Here is a 15,031-nt window from a genome sequence, read left to right as displayed (position 1 = left end):
TCATGCGTATCGGCGTGCTCACCGGCGGCGGCGACTGCCCAGGTCTCAACGCGGTGATTCGGGCGGTGGTCCGCAAGGGCGTCGCCACCTACGGTCACGAGTTCGTGGGCTTCCGGGACGGCTGGAAGGGCCCGCTCGAGGGCCTGACCAAGCGGCTCGGCATCGCCGAGGTGCGTGGCATCCTGCCCCGCGGCGGCACCATCCTCGGCTCGTCCCGCACCAACCCGTTCAAGATCGAAAACGGCGTGGAGCGGATCAAGGAGAACCTCGCCGCCCAGGGCGTGGACGCGCTGATCGCGATCGGCGGCGAGGACACGCTCGGCGTCGCCACCAAGCTGCACGAGCTGGGCGTCCACGTCATCGGCGTGCCGAAGACGATCGACAACGACCTCGGTGCCACCGACTACACCTTCGGCTTCGACACCGCCGTCAACATCGCCATGGAGGCGATCGACCGGCTGCACACCACCGCGGAGAGCCACCACCGCACGCTCGTGGTCGAGGTCATGGGCCGGCACGCCGGCTGGATCGCCCTGCACGCCGGCCTCGCCGGTGGCGCCAACGTGATCCTGCTGCCGGAGCGGCAGTTCGACGTCGAGCAGGTCGCCGGCTACGTCGAGAAGCGCTTCCAGCACCAGTACGCTCCGATCGTCGTGGTCGCCGAGGGCGCCCAGCCGCTGGACGGCCAGATGGTCCTGCACAACCAGGAACTGGACGCGTTCGGTCACGTCCGCCTCGGCGGCATCGGCCAGTGGCTGGCCGAGCAGCTGGAGGCGAAGACCGGCAAGGAGGCCCGCACCGTGGTGCTCGGCCACATCCAGCGCGGCGGCACCCCGACCGCGTTCGACCGGGTGCTCGCCACCCGGCTCGGTCTCCAGGCGATCGACGCCGTGCACGAGGGCGATTGGGGCAAGATGGTCGCGATGCAGAGCACTGACATCGTCCGCGTCCCGCTGGCCGACGCCACCCGCGAGCTGAAGACCGTGCCGCTGGAGCGGTACGCCGAGGCCGAGGTCTTCTTCGGCAGCTGAGTTGTGTAAGGAGGGGCCCCTGCTTAACGCCTCGTGCAGAGCAGGGGCCCCCTTTTAACGGAGTCGGAGAAGGGGGCACGGGTGGGCGGGCACACGGTCGCGGTGATCGGCGCCGGCAAGATCGGTGAGCTGATGCTCTCCGGGCTGCTGCGTTCCGGCTGGCCGGTGGAGCGGCTGCTCGCCACCGCGCGGCGGCCGGCACGCGCGCAGGAGCTGACCGACCGCTACGGCGTACGGGTGGTGGACAACCTGACCGCCGTGACCGAGGCCGAGGTGCTGGCCGTGTCGGTCAAGCCGCAGGACGCCGCCGCGCTGCTGGACGAGATCGGCCCGAAGGTGCCGGCCGACAAGCTGGTCATCTCGCTCTGCGCCGGCCTGCCGACCTCCTTCTTCAACCGCCGGCTGCCCGAGGGCACCCCGGTGGTCCGGGTCATGACGAACACCCCGGCGCTGGTCGACCAGGCGATGAGCGCCATCTCGGCGGGCGCGTACGCCACCGGCGAGCACCTGGCCCTGGCCGAGGAGATGTTCTCCCCGCTCGGCGCCACCGTCCGGGTGCCCGAGTCGCAGCAGGACGCGGTCACCGCGCTCTCCGGCTCCGGACCGGCCTACTTCTACCTCCTGGTCGAGGCCATGATCGACGCGGGCATCCTGCTCGGCCTGCCGCGTCAGGTGGCGCACGAGCTGATCGTGCAGACCGCGATCGGTTCGGCGGTGATGCTGCGCGACTCCGGCGAGCACCCGGTGAAGCTGCGCGAGGCGGTCACGTCGCCCGCGGGCACCACCATCTCCGCGATCCGCGAACTGGAGAACCACGGCGTACGCGCGGCCATGCTGGCGGCGCTGGAGGCCGCCCGGGACCGGGCCCGGGAACTGGCCGCCCAGGCCGACTGACGCTCAGCCGGGCCGTGACGCCGGTCCCGGTCGCCGGTGCCGGCGCAGCAGCAGGATCACGTTCTCCGATCATCTGCGGCTCATCGACGAGCGGTCGACCGCCTTCCGCGCCGCGGTCGCCGCGGCGCCCAGCCTCGACATGCAGGCGCCTAACCATCCGGAGCGGACGCTGTCCGAACTGGTCCGGCACGTGGGCACGGGCCGCCGCAAGACAGCCGCGATCGTCGCCGCCGGGCCCGCGGACGGACCCCCGGACAAGTCGGCCTGGGAGAACGGCACGGGCGCGCCCCGGGATCGCCAGGCACTGCTGGCCTGGTGGACCGAGTCCGTCGATCTACTGACGAGCACGCTGCGTGAGGCCGGCCCGGATCGCCGTTGCTGGACGTGGTGGGACGACTCGCCGTCACCGCAGACCTCCGGTGCCTGGGCGCGGCGACAGGTCCCCGAGATCGCGGTGCACGCCTACGACGTCCAGCTCACGGTGGGCGCCCCGCAACCGCTGTCGGAGGAGGTCGCCCTCGACGGTTTCGACGACTGCCAGTTCACCCTGTGCGCGACGACTGTCGCCTGGCCGCACCAGCTCGCTGTCGTTGATTACCACGCCACCGAGGGCCGCTCCTGGCGTCTGCGGTTGTCCGGCGACGGGGCGCAGGTAACCCGCCTCACCTCCGCTGCCGCCCCGGCCCCGGCCGACGTCTCCGCCCGAGGCACGGCAAGTGACCTGGTCCTGTTCTTCTACGGCCGCATTCCGCTGGATGCGCTGAAGTACGAGGGCGACCGGCGCATCTTCGATCAGCTCATCGCCTGGGACCCGTCCGTGTAACCGGTCCAGCGCCATCATCGACCATCGAACAGCTCACCGACCGTCTTCGTGTCGATGAGCTGGCCGGCACCAACGAAACGCTGTGCCACCAGGATGCCCGCCTCGTGTGCAGCCGGACCGCCGTGGCTGGCCGACGCATCCGTGACGAGCCATGGCGTCAGGCTGCGCTCGAACGCGTCCACCGCTGATTTCAGCACGCAACTCTCGGTGGCGACGCCGCAGAACACCAGATCGGTCCAGCCCTCCTGAGCAGTCAGATCCGCGCCCTCGCTCGTGAAGTACGAGTAGATGGGCTTGTCGAGAACGGCTCGTGCGCGAGTAGCTTGTCGGCGCAGTTCGGGCACGATCTCTGTCTCTGGCGCATGCTGCATCTTCGACCAGTGGATCAGCCTTTCGAAAGGGCTGTCCGGATAGTTGTAGTAGCGCGTAAAGACGATGGGTCTGCCCGTGGCCTCCCACCGTTCGACCAGCTCTACGACCCTCGGGATGACATGCCGGCTCCGCTCGTTGATGAAGCCGTTCTGCATGTCGATGACGATCAGGGCCGCATGCGTACCGCTCATACCCGGCGCCGCTTTCCTCGTAGTCGATGGGTGCGTGCTACGCACGATGAGCCTCAACCGGAAGCAGAAGATGCCCTGAGGACCGGAATGGAGTCGATCTTCTGGGCGCTGAGGCTTTCCCAGTAGATGCAGGCCGGTCGCTGGCTTCGGTGGCACTCGATCACCTCGTCCGGGGTGACGATCAAGTCGACTCGGAAGTCGTGCGACGACTCGGGAAGCGGTCCTTCGACGACCTGTAGCGGATGAACAGTCGTTGCGAGGATGGTGGAGGGGCCGACCATGCCGGCCTCGGTGAGCAGGGCGATCTCGATGTCCGCGTAACCCGCGCCCTTTCCGATCCGTGCTCCGTCACGATTGACCGCGACGCTGCCGCACACCACCAGGTCCACGGGCTGCATCTCGCTGATATTGACTTTCGGGGCATGGTCCGCCGCGCCGCTGCCAGTGGCGATGTCGGCTGGTGCTGCGTCCAGGGTGGCGGGATCGAGCAGGTAGAAGGGTCGGAGGTCGGCGAGCTTAGGCACTGCCATGTAGAGGAGCTTGCCCTCGGCAAGCGCCTGCAGCCTTACCGGAAGTTGAGCCTTGTCGGGGTTGGACTTGATGACGCGGGCGCTGCGCCAAGCGTCATGCGCAGTAAGCCGTTGTGCGGCCCGCTCGGCTCCAATGAAGCCGGGGATACGCCCGTGCGCACCAGGGGGTAGTGCCTGTCCGGCCCGTTCCAACCGTGACCAAACGGTCTCACGCACCTCGCGTTTTGCCTCATCGATGTCCATGTGACCTCCTCATGATGACATCAGCGCGAGCGTCAGGCTCGACCCCTGCCACAGTCGTCATCGGCTTACGCCGTCGCCGTTCTCCCGCAGGTGCGGCAACATTTGACCGACCAGCCCAGGGGTGACCGCGAGGGTGGTCGTCGACTCGGCGCTGTACTCGGCCCCTCTGCTGTCGACGACGACGGCTCCCGCCTCGCGGGCGATGGCCACCCCGGCTGTCATGTCCCAGGTGTGGTTGGAAAGGGTGATGGCGGCGTCAATCTTCCCCTCCGCCAGCCAGACGAGATCCACTGCGGCTGATCCACTCATCCGCACACGCTGCACTGTCTCGGCGAGCCGCGCCATCAGTGCCAGCCGGATCCGATTCTTGTTCGCGGCATCCGTTCCGACGGCGAAATCGCCGATCCCCACGACGGCTTCGCTCAGGCTCGTGGTGTCGCTCACCTTGACCGGCTCGCCGTTCGCGAATGCTCCACAACCCTCGGCGGCCCAGTATCGAGCACCGAGGAAGGGTAGGTCAACGACGCCGAGGGCTGGACGTGTTCCGTGGAGTAAGCCGAGCGAGATGCCGCACAAGGGGAGACCGCGAACGAAGTTGATCGTTCCGTCGACTGGATCGAGCGTCCATTGCAGATCCCCGGCGCCGCTGACGCCCTCCTCCTCTCCGAGGAAGGCGATGCCGGGTGTCGCATCGCGCAGGAATGATCGAAGGTCTCGCTCGATCGCGTAGTCGACGTTCGAAACGAGATCGCGGTCACCTTTACTGGCAGAGGTGACCGGTGCCCGGCGGCGCATCAAGGTGGCTGCCCGACCAACAGCATCAAGGGCGACCGGCAGCAGCTCACGATACAGCATCCCGGCCGGCCTCCCACTTCGAGACGGTGCGCTCGCTGACGCCGAGGTGTTCGGCGAAGTCGCGGATGCTCATCCGCAGCGCGTGCCGCAGCATCCGGGTCTCTCGGCCGGTCCACTTCTGCACGGTCGTCATCGGCTCGCCTCCGAGTGCGTCGAGACCGGCCGCCAGCAGCTTAGCGGCTCGACTTCAGAGCTGGTACAGCGCAAGTGCAGAGCGTAGTCGTACCCCATGAGCCGCAAGTTGGCGAGGGTGGACGCATGGCCCGGGGCGGGTGCTGGGCTCCGGTGGGGCGTCACCCGAGCGCGTCCGCCGTCCCCGCCCGCCCCGGTGCCGCTCGGACTTTCGACGGAAGGGCTCCTCATGGCGGCGGTGCTGGACGACTTCCCGGTGCTCACCCCGGTCAGCGACGAGGACGTGGCGCTCGCCGTGCGCGCGGTGGCGGTGCATGTGCCGGAGCGGTGGCCGGCGGGTCCACTGTGCCGCAGTGAGCGGGTACCGCATCCGTGCCGGCTGGCCCGCTGGGGCCGCAGCACACTCCTGGCGGCCGGGCTCACCGAGGAGCGCGTGGACGAGCTGGCCGCCGTAGGCGACCCGGGCGCCTGGCCGTGGGCGTGACCGGGCTCGGGGCGTACCCGAAGGAGAGCTGGCCCGGGTCGGCGGCGGTGCGCGAGGCGGTGGCCCGGTGGCTGCGGCTGGTGGCGGCGGACGCCGAGCTGGCGCCGTACCTCGTCGGGGTTGATCGGGCCCGGCTCGCCGGACACCTGGCGCTCACGCTCACAGTGGCGCTCGGCGGACCGGCGGGCGACATCGCCCGCCCGGCGGCCGGTGCGTGGCAGGGTCTGGGCCTGACCGAGGCGCAGCACCGCCGTGTGGTCGACTACCTGGCCGGGGTGCTCTGGGCGCTGGACGTGCCGGCGGGCTCGGTGACAGCGGCCCGGCGGGCCTTCTCGGACGAGGCCGGCTCGTGACCGCCGCCCTGGCCGCGTCGTGGTCCGTCACCATGCGGTACGCCCGCGAGGCAGCCGACCATTTCTGGTGTGCGGTCGAGGATCGCTGCCCCGGGACGCTGCCGGAGCGGGAGGCGACGGTGTTCCTCGCCGCATTCGGACGGCTGGCCAGCGGTGGTGACGACTCGGCCGGGCGGGCGGCGCTGTTGGCCGTGCTTGGCCGGGCCTACCGCCGCTACCGCCTGCTGCCGCACCAGCTCACCGTCGAGGCCGCGCTCGTCGCGACGGTGTCCCGGCAGGTGAGGTTGACATCGGAGCTGGCGGCGGCCTGGGCAGGGGCCAGCCGGCGGGCCACGGCGGCGGTGAGCCGTGTGGTCGAGCAGGCCGGCGACGGCCCGCCCTGGTGGCCGGCGCAGGTCGTCGACCACGACCGGGCGGCCGACGGCATCGCCGTGGTGACCATGCGCCCCTGGCGCCGCCTGGCGTTCCGGCCCGGTCAGGCGCTGCCCGTCTGCACCGAGCGCCGGCCGGGCCGGTGGCGTTGGTACTCGCCGGCCAACGCTCCGCGCGCCGACGGCACCGTCGAACTCCACATCCGTGCCGTCGCCGCCGTCTCCCGCGCGCTCGTGCACCGGGTACGCCCCGATGATCGGATCTGGCTCGGCCCGCCCCGGTCGATCGGCCTGACCCTCGATCCGGCGTCGGATGCGGACCTGCTGCTCGTCGCCGGGGGGCACCGGGCTGGCGCCGCTGCGCGCCCTGGTCGAGCAGGTCGCCACCGCACCGGCCGGTCGCCGGGTAACACTGGTCGTCGGCGCCCGCACCTTCGCCGACCTCTACGACCCGATCAGCCTGGACAAGCTCCAGAGCGCCCACGACTGGCTGACCGTCGTACCCGCGTTCTCGCACGATCCGGTGGCGGAGGCGGGCGAGCAGGGCGACGCGCTCACCGTCGCGCTCGACCACTGGCGTCCCGGTCAGGAGGTCTACCTGTGCGGGCCACCGCTGATGGTGGCCGGGTCGCGGCTACGGTTGCTCGCCGGTGGGGTGCCGGCTGAGCGGATCCACCTGCCGGACGGGTTCGGCACCTGATGGGCGTCTACCGCAGCCGCAACGTGCTGGCCGGCCCGCTCACCGCGGACCGGCTCGGCGCCGTCGAGCTGCCCCGCACGTCACTGGGCCGGCGCGGCTACCGGACCGACGACGTCGACGCGCTGCTGCATCGGCTCGTCTACGAGCTGGGGGAGCGGACCCGGCTGCTCGACGACGCGCTGGGCGAGAACGACCGCATCAAGCGAGCCCTGCGCGCCTGGCAGGCCGAGGTGCGGGAGGCTGCCGGCGTCGGCCGGTGTCCCGCGGCCATTCCAGACTCTCGTCCCAGCCCTGACGGTCGACCTGCGGGTGAGCGGTGACGCGGACGACACCGGTCGTGCCGCATACTGGCCCGGTGTTCACTCTCGCCCAGGCGCGACACCTGGTGGCCACGCTGCGGCCGCGCGTCGACGAGCTGATCCGGCTGCGGGCCGACCTGGCCGAGCTACGGGTCGATCTGGCCGACCACGGCGTCAGCGCGCTCGGCGGGCTCGCCGAGGTGAAGGCGCTGGAGGCGCGGCTGCACGTGGTGGTGGACGAGTTCCACCAGCACGACATCGCGGTCAAGGGGATCGCCCCGGTGTTGCTCGACTTTCCCGGTGAGCGCGACGGCCGGGCGGTGCTCTGGTGCTGGCTGGAGGGGGACACCGACATCAGGTGGTACCACCGGGTCGAGTGCGGTTTCGCCGGCCGCCGTCCGGTCTGACGGCGCGCTGTGGGTGAGGTGCGCCGGGCGGTGCCGTCCGACGCCGACGAGCTGGTGCGGCTGCGCGGGCTGATGCTCGCGGGTATGAGCGGGGTGCCGACGCCGCCGGGGCGGTGGCAGGACGTCGCCCGGGACAATCTGCGTGCCTGGCTGGCCGAGCCGGATCCCTGGCTCGCCGCCTTCGTGGTCGACGCGCCGGGCGGCGCGTCGCTGGCGGCCTGCGCGGTGGGCACCGTGGAGCGGCGGCTCGGCGGGCCGGACGACCCGAGTGGCCTGGTCGGGTACGTCTTCAACGTCAGCACCGACCCGGCGTACCGCAGGCGCGGGCACAGCCGAGCCTGCCTGACCGCCCTGCTGGCCTGGTTCCGGGACCGGGGTGTGCGCCGGGTGGACCTGCGGGCGTCGGCGGCCGGCCGGCCGCTCTACCGGGCTCTCGGCTTCCGGGAGACCGCCGACCCGGCGATGCGGCTGACCTTCCCGGCGGAGGAATCCTTCATTCCGCTAGGCGAAACCGGCAACGATTTGTCGGCGTAAGTCGCTATGCGCGCCCGGCCGCAAATCGGTGATCTTCCATGCGCTGTGATCTTATTGATATCTATCTCTCACCACCACTTCACGCCCCCAGGAGTGCGACGTGCGGAGATCCCGTCTTGCCACCCTCGCCCTGACCCTGGCCGCCTCGGTCGGGGTCACTCTGTCTCTGGCCGCCCCCGCCCAGGCGGCCCCGTCCGACCGCTACGTCGCGCTCGGCGACTCGTACGCCTCCGGCGTCGGCGCCGACAGCTACACGTCCGAGAGCGGCAGCTGCCTGCGCAGCACGAACGCCTATCCGGCGCTCTACAACACCAACATCAAGCCCGCGTCGTACCGGTCGGTCGCCTGCTCCGGCGCCACCACGGCCGACGTCATAAACAGCCAGCTCTCCGCGCTCTCCTCCACCACCACACTGGTCAGCGTGACAGTGGGCGGCAACGACGTCGGCTTCGCCAACATCATGAGCACCTGCGTGCTCCAGGGGGAGACCCAGTGCGTGGCGGCCGTGCAGTCCGCCATGAACGTGGCCCGCACCTCGATGCCGGGCCGCCTCGCCAACGTCTACAACGGCATCAAGAGCCGCTCGCCCTCGGCCCGCGTCGTAGTGGTCGGCTACCCGGTGTTCTACCAGCTCGGCACCACCTGCATCGGGCTCAGCGCGACGTCCCGAGCGAAGATCAACGAGGGCATCAACCTGCTCGACGACATCACCCGCACGGCCGCCGTCTCGGCCGGCTTCACCTTCGCCGACGTCCGCTCCATCTTCGTCGGTCACCAGCTGTGCAGCTACGGGACCAAGTGGCTGCACGCGCTGAACGTGCTGAGCCTGAGCAAGTCGTACCACCCGACGGCCGCCGGGCAGTCCGGTGGCTACTACCCGGTCTTCCGGGCCGCCGCCGGCTGACCGGTCCACGGCAGCGGCACGCCTCCCGCGAGGTGTGCCGCTGCGCCGTGCCCGCCGCCGGGGCGCCGGTCAGGCCGGCAGGGCCTTCTCGATCGCCGTACGCAGATCGGGGTCCTCGGGTGTGACCTGCGGGCCGAACCGGGCGGCCACCGTGCCGTCCGGCGCGACGAGGAACTTCTCGAAGTTCCAGCGCACGTCGCCGGTGTGCCCCTCGGCGTCCGGCGTGGACACCAGCTCCGCGTAGAGCGGGTGCCGGCCCGGCCCGTTGACGTCGACCTTCTCCGTCAGCGGGAACGTCACGCCGTAGTTGACCTGGCAGAACTCCTCGATCTCGGCGGCGCTCCCCGGCTCCTGGCCGGCGAACTGGTTGCACGGCACACCGAGCACCGTCAGCCCGCGCCCGGCGTACGTGTCGGCGAGTTCCTGGAGGCCCGCGTACTGCGGGGTGAGGCCGCAGCGGGAGGCCACATTGACCACGAGCAGGGCGCGGCCGCGGTAGCGGCCGAGGTCGGCCGGGCCGCCGGTGAGGGCGTCGATCTGGACGTCGAAAACGGTCATGGGACGAGGCTACGGCCCTTCGGGGGTTCGGCGCTGCGACGACGAGCAGGTCGCGAACCGGTTGAGCCCGCAGGACAGAACTGTCTACGACGATCGGTAGCGGCGCATCGACGCCGCCGAGCGCGATGGTTAGGAGCCCGGTCGGGAGGCCGAGGCAGCCGAGGTCTGTGGTCTGACCGCGGGCAGTCAGCGGAATCACCGCGATCGACCGGGACGGGTGCCGGCAGAGCAGCGAGCAGGTGAAGCGAGTCAACGAGCTGAAGTACGACGGCGGAGACGTCCTGCACCCGGTCCTACCGCCGCCTGCTGGAGCAGCAGGCGGCGCTGGTGTGCGGGCTGACGCCGGCCGGCTTCGAGTCTTGGTCGACAGCTGTCCTACCTGGAGCCTTGCACCCATCGATCACCGGGCCTGCCACACCCGCCCGAGCTGCAAGATCAGCTTGGAAAAGGCTCAATGGACGAAAGCTGACGAGTCGCCCGCTCAACGCTGCCGCAGGTAGATGAGGGCCGCGACGCCGCCGCCGCAGATCGCGTAGCCCAGCGATGCCGTGATCTTGACCCACTGCGACAGATTCGTCTGCCCGAGCAGCCAGCCCAGCGTCAGACCACCCACGCCGAACAACACGATGAACAGGAGCAACATCTGTCCTACCCGCCTACGACTTACCGCCATGAGAGAACTCCTTCCCCGGGTTGCGGGACCAGCGAAGCTGGTCCCGCAACCTCACCTTAAGCGAAGAACAACGGCCCTGACCGAGAGGAGGAACCAACCGAGCTCGGCCAGTACGAACAGTCTTCGGCCGCCAGTATCTGACTAGTCGCAGCAACAGCGAGTGAGCCCGCGATCCGCAGTACGCAAGTGCGTCGATGACGCTTGCGGGCTGGAGTTGAACCTTCCTGTGCAGACGCCCCTGAGTGCTCAGTTCACTTCCCTCGCCGTTGCAGGATGTGCGGTGCCACGATTATCAAAGCCGGGACGGCCACTAGCCCGAGGACGGCCATGGCCAGAATGGCCTGTACCCTGCTAAAACCGAGGTGACCGCTCAGGTAGCCTGCAGCAACGAAAATTGCTGCAAACAGGATCAGCAATAGCGTGAATATCCGAGCTGACGGGCGACGCCGCACCTTAAGCCTCCTAGCGGGAACCCCAGTAATATGCAATACCAAACAGGAATGAACCCTCCGAGGAAGATTCCGCCAAAGGCGCCGCCGGCCAGACAGCCGACAGGACCGGCGAACGCCCCGAAAATGCAGCCCGCAACTCCACCGATGATGACTCCAGCTCCACCGACCTTACCTGCGGTGTCAATCGCGTCGACGAATGGGTCATCGTGATCGTTACCCGTCGGGTCTACGAAGTTGACTGGGTTGCCGCCAGCGTATGCGTAGCGGTTGCCGTGGTCAGGGCTGCCGATGAAGCTGAGGTTGTCCCTGCGTGTTGAACATCCGACTGCCGCCCGGAACCCACGGCATCATCGAGGCGCTGACGAGAGAAGACTTGATGACCTTCGCTGATAGCAGATACCAAGAAGCCGCTGCAGCGTACAGACACCGTTCAGCGGCACCGCTTCCGACCCAAGCTGTCACGCCGACCGAAGGCCGTAAACCGCGCCCCCGGCAAACGCGCGATCGCCACCCTCAAGACCTGGAGATCCTGAACGAGTTGGGCTGCTGCCCACGGTGAGCGATCACGATCGTGCGGGCCATCCTCGTCCTGGACCACGTCGGAGCCAACCGCTACGCAGGATGAAAGAGGCTCAATCCCTGCGTTGGGGCTCGACGGCAAAGCCGTCGAGCCCCAACCTGTTGTCTCGCCTTCAGCGGACCGAATGCGTCACGCGCTAGATTACGACCTAACCCTTCAGGACTCTCAGAAGCACAGCTGAGAGAGCCCCCATTATGACGCCGGTAACGATCGCCACAGCCCAGGTGCCTCCCACCATGAACTTGCCGATGCCTATGCCGGCTAGGAGCATTAGCGCGCCAAACGCAACGTACTGAGTCTTCAGCATTGTAAGTTCCTACGATTAGAGGCCGACGCTCAGCCGATCAGAAGTCATTCCGGCTGGCCCTGTGCGATGACGTAGCTTACTGCACCGCCTACTGCTCCTGTCACGAACCCCACGACCATTCCCTCGACGCATCCGGCAAGAATCGTGCTGAGGCAACCAGTGACGGCTCCCGTGACTGCCGCACCCGCCGACGCGTAGACCAGGCCCGACCATGTGAATAGCCCCGTGGGATCGGTGTAGTTGATGGGGTTGCCGCTGGCGTATGCGTAGCGGTTGCCGTGGTCAGGGCTGCCGATGAAGCTGAGGCTGTCTTGCTGGGTGAATCGGCCTTGTTGGGGGTTGTACCAGCGCTGGCCGAACTTGGTAAATCCGGTGCTCTGGTCGTAGATGCCACCGGTGTAGCGCACCAGGTTGCTCGCACCGAGGTTGGTTTCGTCGGTGGTGGTGGCGTTGCCATAGGGGTCGTACTTGTAGGTGGCGGCGAGGGTGCCGTTGGCCTTGACGGCGGCGACGGGGGTGCCGAGGCCGTCGAGGACGAAGGCGGTGTCGGTGCCGTTGATCCGCAGGCCGAGCGGGGTGCCGAGGCCGTCGCGTTCGACGTAGACGGTGGTGCCGGCGGCGGTCCAGGACTGGAGCCAGGGCATGCCGTGCTGGTCTTCGTAGCCGTACTGCAGGGTGGTGGTGCCGGCGCGGGTGAGTTCGACCTGGTCGGTGCCGGCGTAGGCGTAGGTGCCGGTGTTCGCGCCGGTCATCTGGTTGGCGCCGTTGTAGGTGACCGGGTTGACCGAGGGGTGGCTGGTTCGGGTCTGGTTGCCGCGGTTGTCGTAGGTGTTGTTGGTGGTGGTGACCTGGTTGGCGGTGTTGTAGGTCAGGGTCTGGGTGGTGGTGCCGTCGACCTTGACCGTCTTGCGGTTGCCGTTGCTGTCGTAGGTGTAGTCGTAGGTCTTGCCGTTGTAGTTGGTGGCCTTGGTGAGCCGGTTGGCCTTGTCGTAGGTGAACTGGCTGATCGCGCCGGAGGTTTCGTCCTTCTGCCACTGCCGCAGGCCGGTGTCGTTGGCGGTGGCGGTGGAGCAGGGCTGTCCGGAGGTGTACTTGGCGTAACAGTAGGTCACGTCGAACACCGTCGCGGGAGCGGCGGAGTTGCGGGTGGCGGTGATGCGGGTGGGCCGGTCGGACTTGTCGTAGGTGGTCTTGACGCGCAGGGCGTAGACGCTGTTGCCCTCATCGGTGGCGAACCACGTGTTGGTGCGGTTGCCGTCGTTGTCGTAGGAGTAGTTGTAGCGGGTGCCGCTGGCGGTGTCGGTGCGGACCAGCCAGTTGCGGGTGTTGTAGTAGTGCTTGGTCATGCCGCGGCCGTCGGTGATCCCGGTGAGGTTCCCGGCGAGGTCGTGCTCGTAGACGAACGTCGCGGTGCCGGGGTTGGTGCGCCGGTGTAGCCGGTTGAGGTTGTCCCACTCCCAGGTGGTGGTGCCGGTGGCGTCGGTGCGGCTGATCAGGTTCCCGGCGCGCCCGTACTGGTAGGTGACCGGGGTGGGGTTGGTGCCGCAGCCGGAGTAGCTGGCCTTCTCCAGCCGGTCGTCCTTGGTCCAGTCGTAGGTGGTGGTGCAGCCGCCCTGGGCGACGGTGCGGACGCGGCCGAGGACGTCGTAGGTGAACGTCTTGACGGCCAGGCCGTTGCCGGTGGGCGGGGTCAGGGTCGTGATCTGCTTGTCGCTGTTGTAGGTGTAGGTGGTGGGGTTGCCGGTGTTCGCCGGGTCGGTGGAGGTCTTGACGGTGCCGTTGGTGTTGTAGTCGACCTCGGCCTTGGCGGCGAGGGCGTCGGCGGTGGAGGTGCGGTTGCCGGCGCCGTTGTAGGTGTAGGTCGACGAGTTGCTCTGCGTGTCGATGGACGAGGATGGCTGAAAGTTCGCGGTCGGGTTCGTCGAGGTCGCCGGGTTGGCGTAGGCGGCGGATGCGCTGGCGCCGGACGGGGAGGCCGACTTGGTCAGTGACTGCCCGGCGTTGGCGCCGTAGGTGTTGGTGACCGTGCTGCCCTCGGGGCTGATGGTGGTGGCCACGTCCTGCCACGGCGTGTACGTCTTGGAGCGTTCGTTGCCGGCCGGGTCGGTGGCCTTGGTGACCCGCTTGTCGCTGTTCAGGTCATAGGTGGTGTGCGGCACGGATGCGACCGGCTGGGAGAGGTCCTGGCGGGGGTCGGCCATCTTCGTCTGCGACGACGTGGGGTAGGCGAACCGGGTGGTCGCGCCCTGATTGGTGGCGTTGTCGGTGACCTGGGTGAACGAGGTGACCCGGTGCTGCCCGTCGTAGGTGACGAGGCTGTAGGTGTCGTCCTTGGACCAGATCTTGACCAGGTCACCGGCGCTGTTGTACTCGAACGCGTACTGCCGGGTCGCGCCGAGCAGGTCGATCGCCTTCAGGCGGTTGTTGGTGTCGTACGTGTAGGACACCGTCCGGACCACGTTGTAGCCGTCGCTCTGCTCGTACGTTTTCAACCGCCCGTTCACGAACGTGACCGTCGCCGCGCGGGCGTACTGGCCGCCCCGGTCGGAGACGACCTGGGTCAGCTGCCCGCCGCTGTAGGAGTAGTCGGTGACGTTGTCGTTGCGGTCCTCGGTCTTGTCCAGCAGACCGTCGGAGGTGAAGAACAGCTCCTTGCCGCTGTCGTTCTCGGTCAGCTTCCACCCGCTGCCGTTCTTGACCAGCTTGGCCTTGAACTCACCCGGCGTCGTGTAGGCCGAACCGGTCCAGGTGAACTTCCCGACCACGCCGTCGGCGGCGGCGTAGGTGACCGAGCTGTCATCGGCCGGATACAGCTTCACGTCCTGCCCGGACCGCGTCCGCCAACCCGGCCCGTGCGCGCCGACCGACAGGTCACTGCCCAACATCAGGCTGTTGAACGACGCCCCCAGCGTCACGTTCCCGGCGATCCCGGGCAGGGTCAGGTCGGTGGTGTTCACCATCAAGTTGCCGGACCCGACGTTGACCTTCACCTCCATCCGATCCGCCAGCGAGAACGACACCAGGGTGCCGTTGCGCACCGGCCCGGTGCCCTTGGGTACCGACGGCGCCGCCCCCGCGGCGGCCCGCGTCACCGCGCGCTGCGGTGAGTCGAACAACCACACCTTCGACGACGACCGCGGCGACACCTGCGGCGTGTCCGCCGCCTCCTGCGGCGCCGCGGGCGCAGCGGAGGACACAGCCGGCGGAACCGCCAGCACTGACGTGGCCAGCAGCGCGGACGCCACTCCCACAGCCACTCGACGTTGACCCATCAACACTCCATCTCCCACACACGCTCCCGACGGTCCATCCGCCAGGAGGAGGACATACCTCGCCAT

18 protein-coding genes and 2 pseudogenes are annotated in these 15,031 nt (G+C 68.7%); 12 read left to right on the top strand and 8 right to left on the bottom strand.

All coding sequences use genetic code 11. From position 1 onward, the window contains the following. Positions 1 to 2 precede the first annotated feature (2 nt). From C569_RS0108230 to C569_RS0108220, 3 genes are all read left to right on the top strand, one after another. Positions 3 to 1,031, top strand: coding sequence for a 6-phosphofructokinase (locus tag C569_RS0108230; protein ID WP_026267856.1), 1,029 nt, complete (start codon positions 3 to 5; stop codon positions 1,029 to 1,031). A gap of 81 nt (positions 1,032 to 1,112) precedes the next feature. Next, positions 1,113 to 1,925 carry a pyrroline-5-carboxylate reductase gene (gene proC, locus C569_RS0108225; RefSeq protein ID WP_018785317.1) on the top strand — a complete coding sequence of 271 codons (813 nt, stop codon included), beginning with the start codon at positions 1,113 to 1,115 and terminating at the stop codon, positions 1,923 to 1,925. A gap of 55 nt (positions 1,926 to 1,980) precedes the next feature. After that, on the top strand, positions 1,981 to 2,748 hold the full coding sequence (locus tag C569_RS0108220; RefSeq protein WP_026267855.1) for a maleylpyruvate isomerase N-terminal domain-containing protein: 768 nt from the start codon (positions 1,981 to 1,983) through the stop codon (positions 2,746 to 2,748). Between the two features lie 14 nt (positions 2,749 to 2,762). Here the strand turns inward: C569_RS0108220 and C569_RS0108215 are convergent, their stop codons facing one another. The 4 genes from C569_RS0108215 to C569_RS32150 are packed head-to-tail and all read right to left on the bottom strand — an operon-like array spanning position 2,763 to position 5,072. Next, positions 2,763 to 3,311, bottom strand: coding sequence for a cysteine hydrolase (locus C569_RS0108215; protein ID WP_018785315.1), 549 nt, complete (start codon positions 3,309 to 3,311; stop codon positions 2,763 to 2,765). A 53-nt stretch (positions 3,312 to 3,364) separates the two neighbouring features. Continuing rightward, complete coding sequence (locus C569_RS0108210; RefSeq protein ID WP_018785314.1) at positions 3,365 to 4,084, bottom strand: 5-formyltetrahydrofolate cyclo-ligase; 720 nt, start codon at positions 4,082 to 4,084, stop codon at positions 3,365 to 3,367. Positions 4,085 to 4,141: 57 nt separating this feature from the next. After that, positions 4,142 to 4,939, bottom strand: a complete 798-nt coding sequence (locus C569_RS0108205) for an inositol monophosphatase family protein (RefSeq protein WP_026267854.1) — start codon at positions 4,937 to 4,939, stop codon at positions 4,142 to 4,144. Continuing rightward, entirely contained in the window at positions 4,926 to 5,072 is a 147-nt protein-coding gene (locus C569_RS32150) for a DNA-binding transcriptional regulator (protein ID WP_018785312.1), read from the bottom strand. The genes C569_RS0108205 and C569_RS32150 overlap by 14 nt, the downstream gene beginning before the upstream one ends. Positions 5,073 to 5,300: 228 nt before the next feature. Between C569_RS32150 and C569_RS0108195 the strand changes: the two genes are divergently transcribed. Both C569_RS0108195 and C569_RS29930 read left to right on the top strand, forming a co-directional pair. Next, complete coding sequence (locus C569_RS0108195; protein ID WP_018785311.1) at positions 5,301 to 5,555, top strand: hypothetical protein; 255 nt, start codon at positions 5,301 to 5,303, stop codon at positions 5,553 to 5,555. Next, positions 5,552 to 5,908, top strand: coding sequence for a hypothetical protein (locus C569_RS29930; protein WP_051090461.1), 357 nt, complete (start codon positions 5,552 to 5,554; stop codon positions 5,906 to 5,908). The genes C569_RS0108195 and C569_RS29930 overlap by 4 nt, the downstream gene beginning before the upstream one ends. A gap of 214 nt (positions 5,909 to 6,122) precedes the next feature. Here C569_RS29930 and C569_RS34155 read toward each other — a convergent pair whose 3' ends face one another. Beyond that, positions 6,123 to 6,350, bottom strand: coding sequence for a hypothetical protein (locus C569_RS34155; protein WP_018785309.1), 228 nt, complete (start codon positions 6,348 to 6,350; stop codon positions 6,123 to 6,125). Here C569_RS34155 and C569_RS35000 point away from each other — a divergent pair. The 6 genes and pseudogenes from C569_RS35000 to C569_RS0108160 form a co-directional block, all read left to right on the top strand. Continuing rightward, positions 6,349 to 6,477: pseudogene (locus C569_RS35000) on the top strand (oxidoreductase); the annotation flags it as partial. The gene C569_RS34155 and the pseudogene C569_RS35000 sit on opposite strands and share 2 nt — an antisense overlap. A gap of 115 nt (positions 6,478 to 6,592) precedes the next feature. After that, the gene (locus C569_RS34150) at positions 6,593 to 6,979 is read left to right on the top strand and encodes a hypothetical protein (RefSeq protein WP_026267853.1); all 387 of its coding nucleotides are present in this window, start codon (positions 6,593 to 6,595) and stop codon (positions 6,977 to 6,979) included. Next, positions 6,979 to 7,299 carry a DivIVA domain-containing protein gene (locus C569_RS0108175; protein WP_018785308.1) on the top strand — a complete coding sequence of 107 codons (321 nt, stop codon included), beginning with the start codon at positions 6,979 to 6,981 and terminating at the stop codon, positions 7,297 to 7,299. The genes C569_RS34150 and C569_RS0108175 overlap by 1 nt, the downstream gene beginning before the upstream one ends. Before the next feature lie 35 nt (positions 7,300 to 7,334). Then, positions 7,335 to 7,685 (top strand): DUF2203 domain-containing protein, encoded by a 351-nt coding sequence (locus tag C569_RS0108170; RefSeq protein ID WP_018785307.1) that lies wholly within the window; start codon positions 7,335 to 7,337, stop codon positions 7,683 to 7,685. A 30-nt stretch (positions 7,686 to 7,715) separates the two neighbouring features. Continuing rightward, complete coding sequence (locus tag C569_RS0108165; protein ID WP_231394743.1) at positions 7,716 to 8,219, top strand: GNAT family N-acetyltransferase; 504 nt, start codon at positions 7,716 to 7,718, stop codon at positions 8,217 to 8,219. A gap of 100 nt (positions 8,220 to 8,319) precedes the next feature. Then, positions 8,320 to 9,123, top strand: a complete 804-nt coding sequence (locus tag C569_RS0108160; RefSeq protein WP_018785305.1) for an SGNH/GDSL hydrolase family protein — start codon at positions 8,320 to 8,322, stop codon at positions 9,121 to 9,123. A gap of 69 nt (positions 9,124 to 9,192) precedes the next feature. Here the strand turns inward: C569_RS0108160 and C569_RS0108155 are convergent, their stop codons facing one another. After that, the gene (locus C569_RS0108155) at positions 9,193 to 9,681 is read right to left on the bottom strand and encodes a glutathione peroxidase (protein WP_018785304.1); all 489 of its coding nucleotides are present in this window, start codon (positions 9,679 to 9,681) and stop codon (positions 9,193 to 9,195) included. 481 nt (positions 9,682 to 10,162) lie between these two features. After that, entirely contained in the window at positions 10,163 to 10,324 is a 162-nt protein-coding gene (locus C569_RS33085) for a hypothetical protein (protein ID WP_018785303.1), read from the bottom strand. Between the two features lie 819 nt (positions 10,325 to 11,143). Between C569_RS33085 and C569_RS32145 the strand changes: the two are divergent. Next, positions 11,144 to 11,431, top strand: a pseudogene (locus C569_RS32145) (IS5/IS1182 family transposase); the annotation flags it as partial. Between the two features lie 306 nt (positions 11,432 to 11,737). On the opposite strand, the gene C569_RS0108140 reads toward C569_RS32145, so the two are convergent. Continuing rightward, positions 11,738 to 14,965: an RHS repeat-associated core domain-containing protein gene (locus C569_RS0108140; protein ID WP_231394742.1), complete on the bottom strand. Its 3,228-nt coding sequence runs from the start codon at positions 14,963 to 14,965 to the stop codon at positions 11,738 to 11,740. Between the last annotated feature and the right edge of the window lie 66 nt (positions 14,966 to 15,031).

Origin of the sequence: Micromonospora sp. CNB394, from assembly GCF_000374985.1 — a bacterium.
In the GTDB taxonomy this organism is placed as follows: Bacteria; Actinomycetota; Actinomycetes; order Mycobacteriales; family Micromonosporaceae; genus Micromonospora; species Micromonospora marina.
The sequence above is the reverse complement of the archived record's forward strand: the minus strand, read 5'-3'. Positions and strand labels throughout refer to the sequence as shown.

Excerpts from the sequence above, each read along its gene's own strand:
- C569_RS0108230 (WP_026267856.1), top strand. The coding sequence starts at position 3 with ATGCGTATCGGCGTGCTCACCGGCGGCGGCGACTGCCCAGGTCTCAAC.
- C569_RS0108215 (WP_018785315.1), bottom strand. The coding sequence starts at position 3,311 with ATGAGCGGTACGCATGCGGCCCTGATCGTCATCGACATGCAGAACGGC.
- C569_RS0108210 (WP_018785314.1), bottom strand. The coding sequence starts at position 4,084 with ATGGACATCGATGAGGCAAAACGCGAGGTGCGTGAGACCGTTTGGTCA.
- C569_RS0108205 (WP_026267854.1), bottom strand. The coding sequence starts at position 4,939 with ATGCTGTATCGTGAGCTGCTGCCGGTCGCCCTTGATGCTGTTGGTCGG.
- C569_RS32150 (WP_018785312.1), bottom strand. The coding sequence starts at position 5,072 with ATGACGACCGTGCAGAAGTGGACCGGCCGAGAGACCCGGATGCTGCGG.
- C569_RS0108195 (WP_018785311.1), top strand. The coding sequence starts at position 5,301 with ATGGCGGCGGTGCTGGACGACTTCCCGGTGCTCACCCCGGTCAGCGAC.
- C569_RS34155 (WP_018785309.1), bottom strand. The coding sequence starts at position 6,350 with ATGGTCACCACGGCGATGCCGTCGGCCGCCCGGTCGTGGTCGACGACC.
- C569_RS34150 (WP_026267853.1), top strand. The coding sequence starts at position 6,593 with ATGCGGACCTGCTGCTCGTCGCCGGGGGGCACCGGGCTGGCGCCGCTG.
- C569_RS0108175 (WP_018785308.1), top strand. The coding sequence starts at position 6,979 with ATGGGCGTCTACCGCAGCCGCAACGTGCTGGCCGGCCCGCTCACCGCG.
- C569_RS0108155 (WP_018785304.1), bottom strand. The coding sequence starts at position 9,681 with ATGACCGTTTTCGACGTCCAGATCGACGCCCTCACCGGCGGCCCGGCC.
- C569_RS33085 (WP_018785303.1), bottom strand. The coding sequence starts at position 10,324 with ATGTTGCTCCTGTTCATCGTGTTGTTCGGCGTGGGTGGTCTGACGCTG.
- C569_RS0108140 (WP_231394742.1), bottom strand. The coding sequence starts at position 14,965 with ATGGGTCAACGTCGAGTGGCTGTGGGAGTGGCGTCCGCGCTGCTGGCC.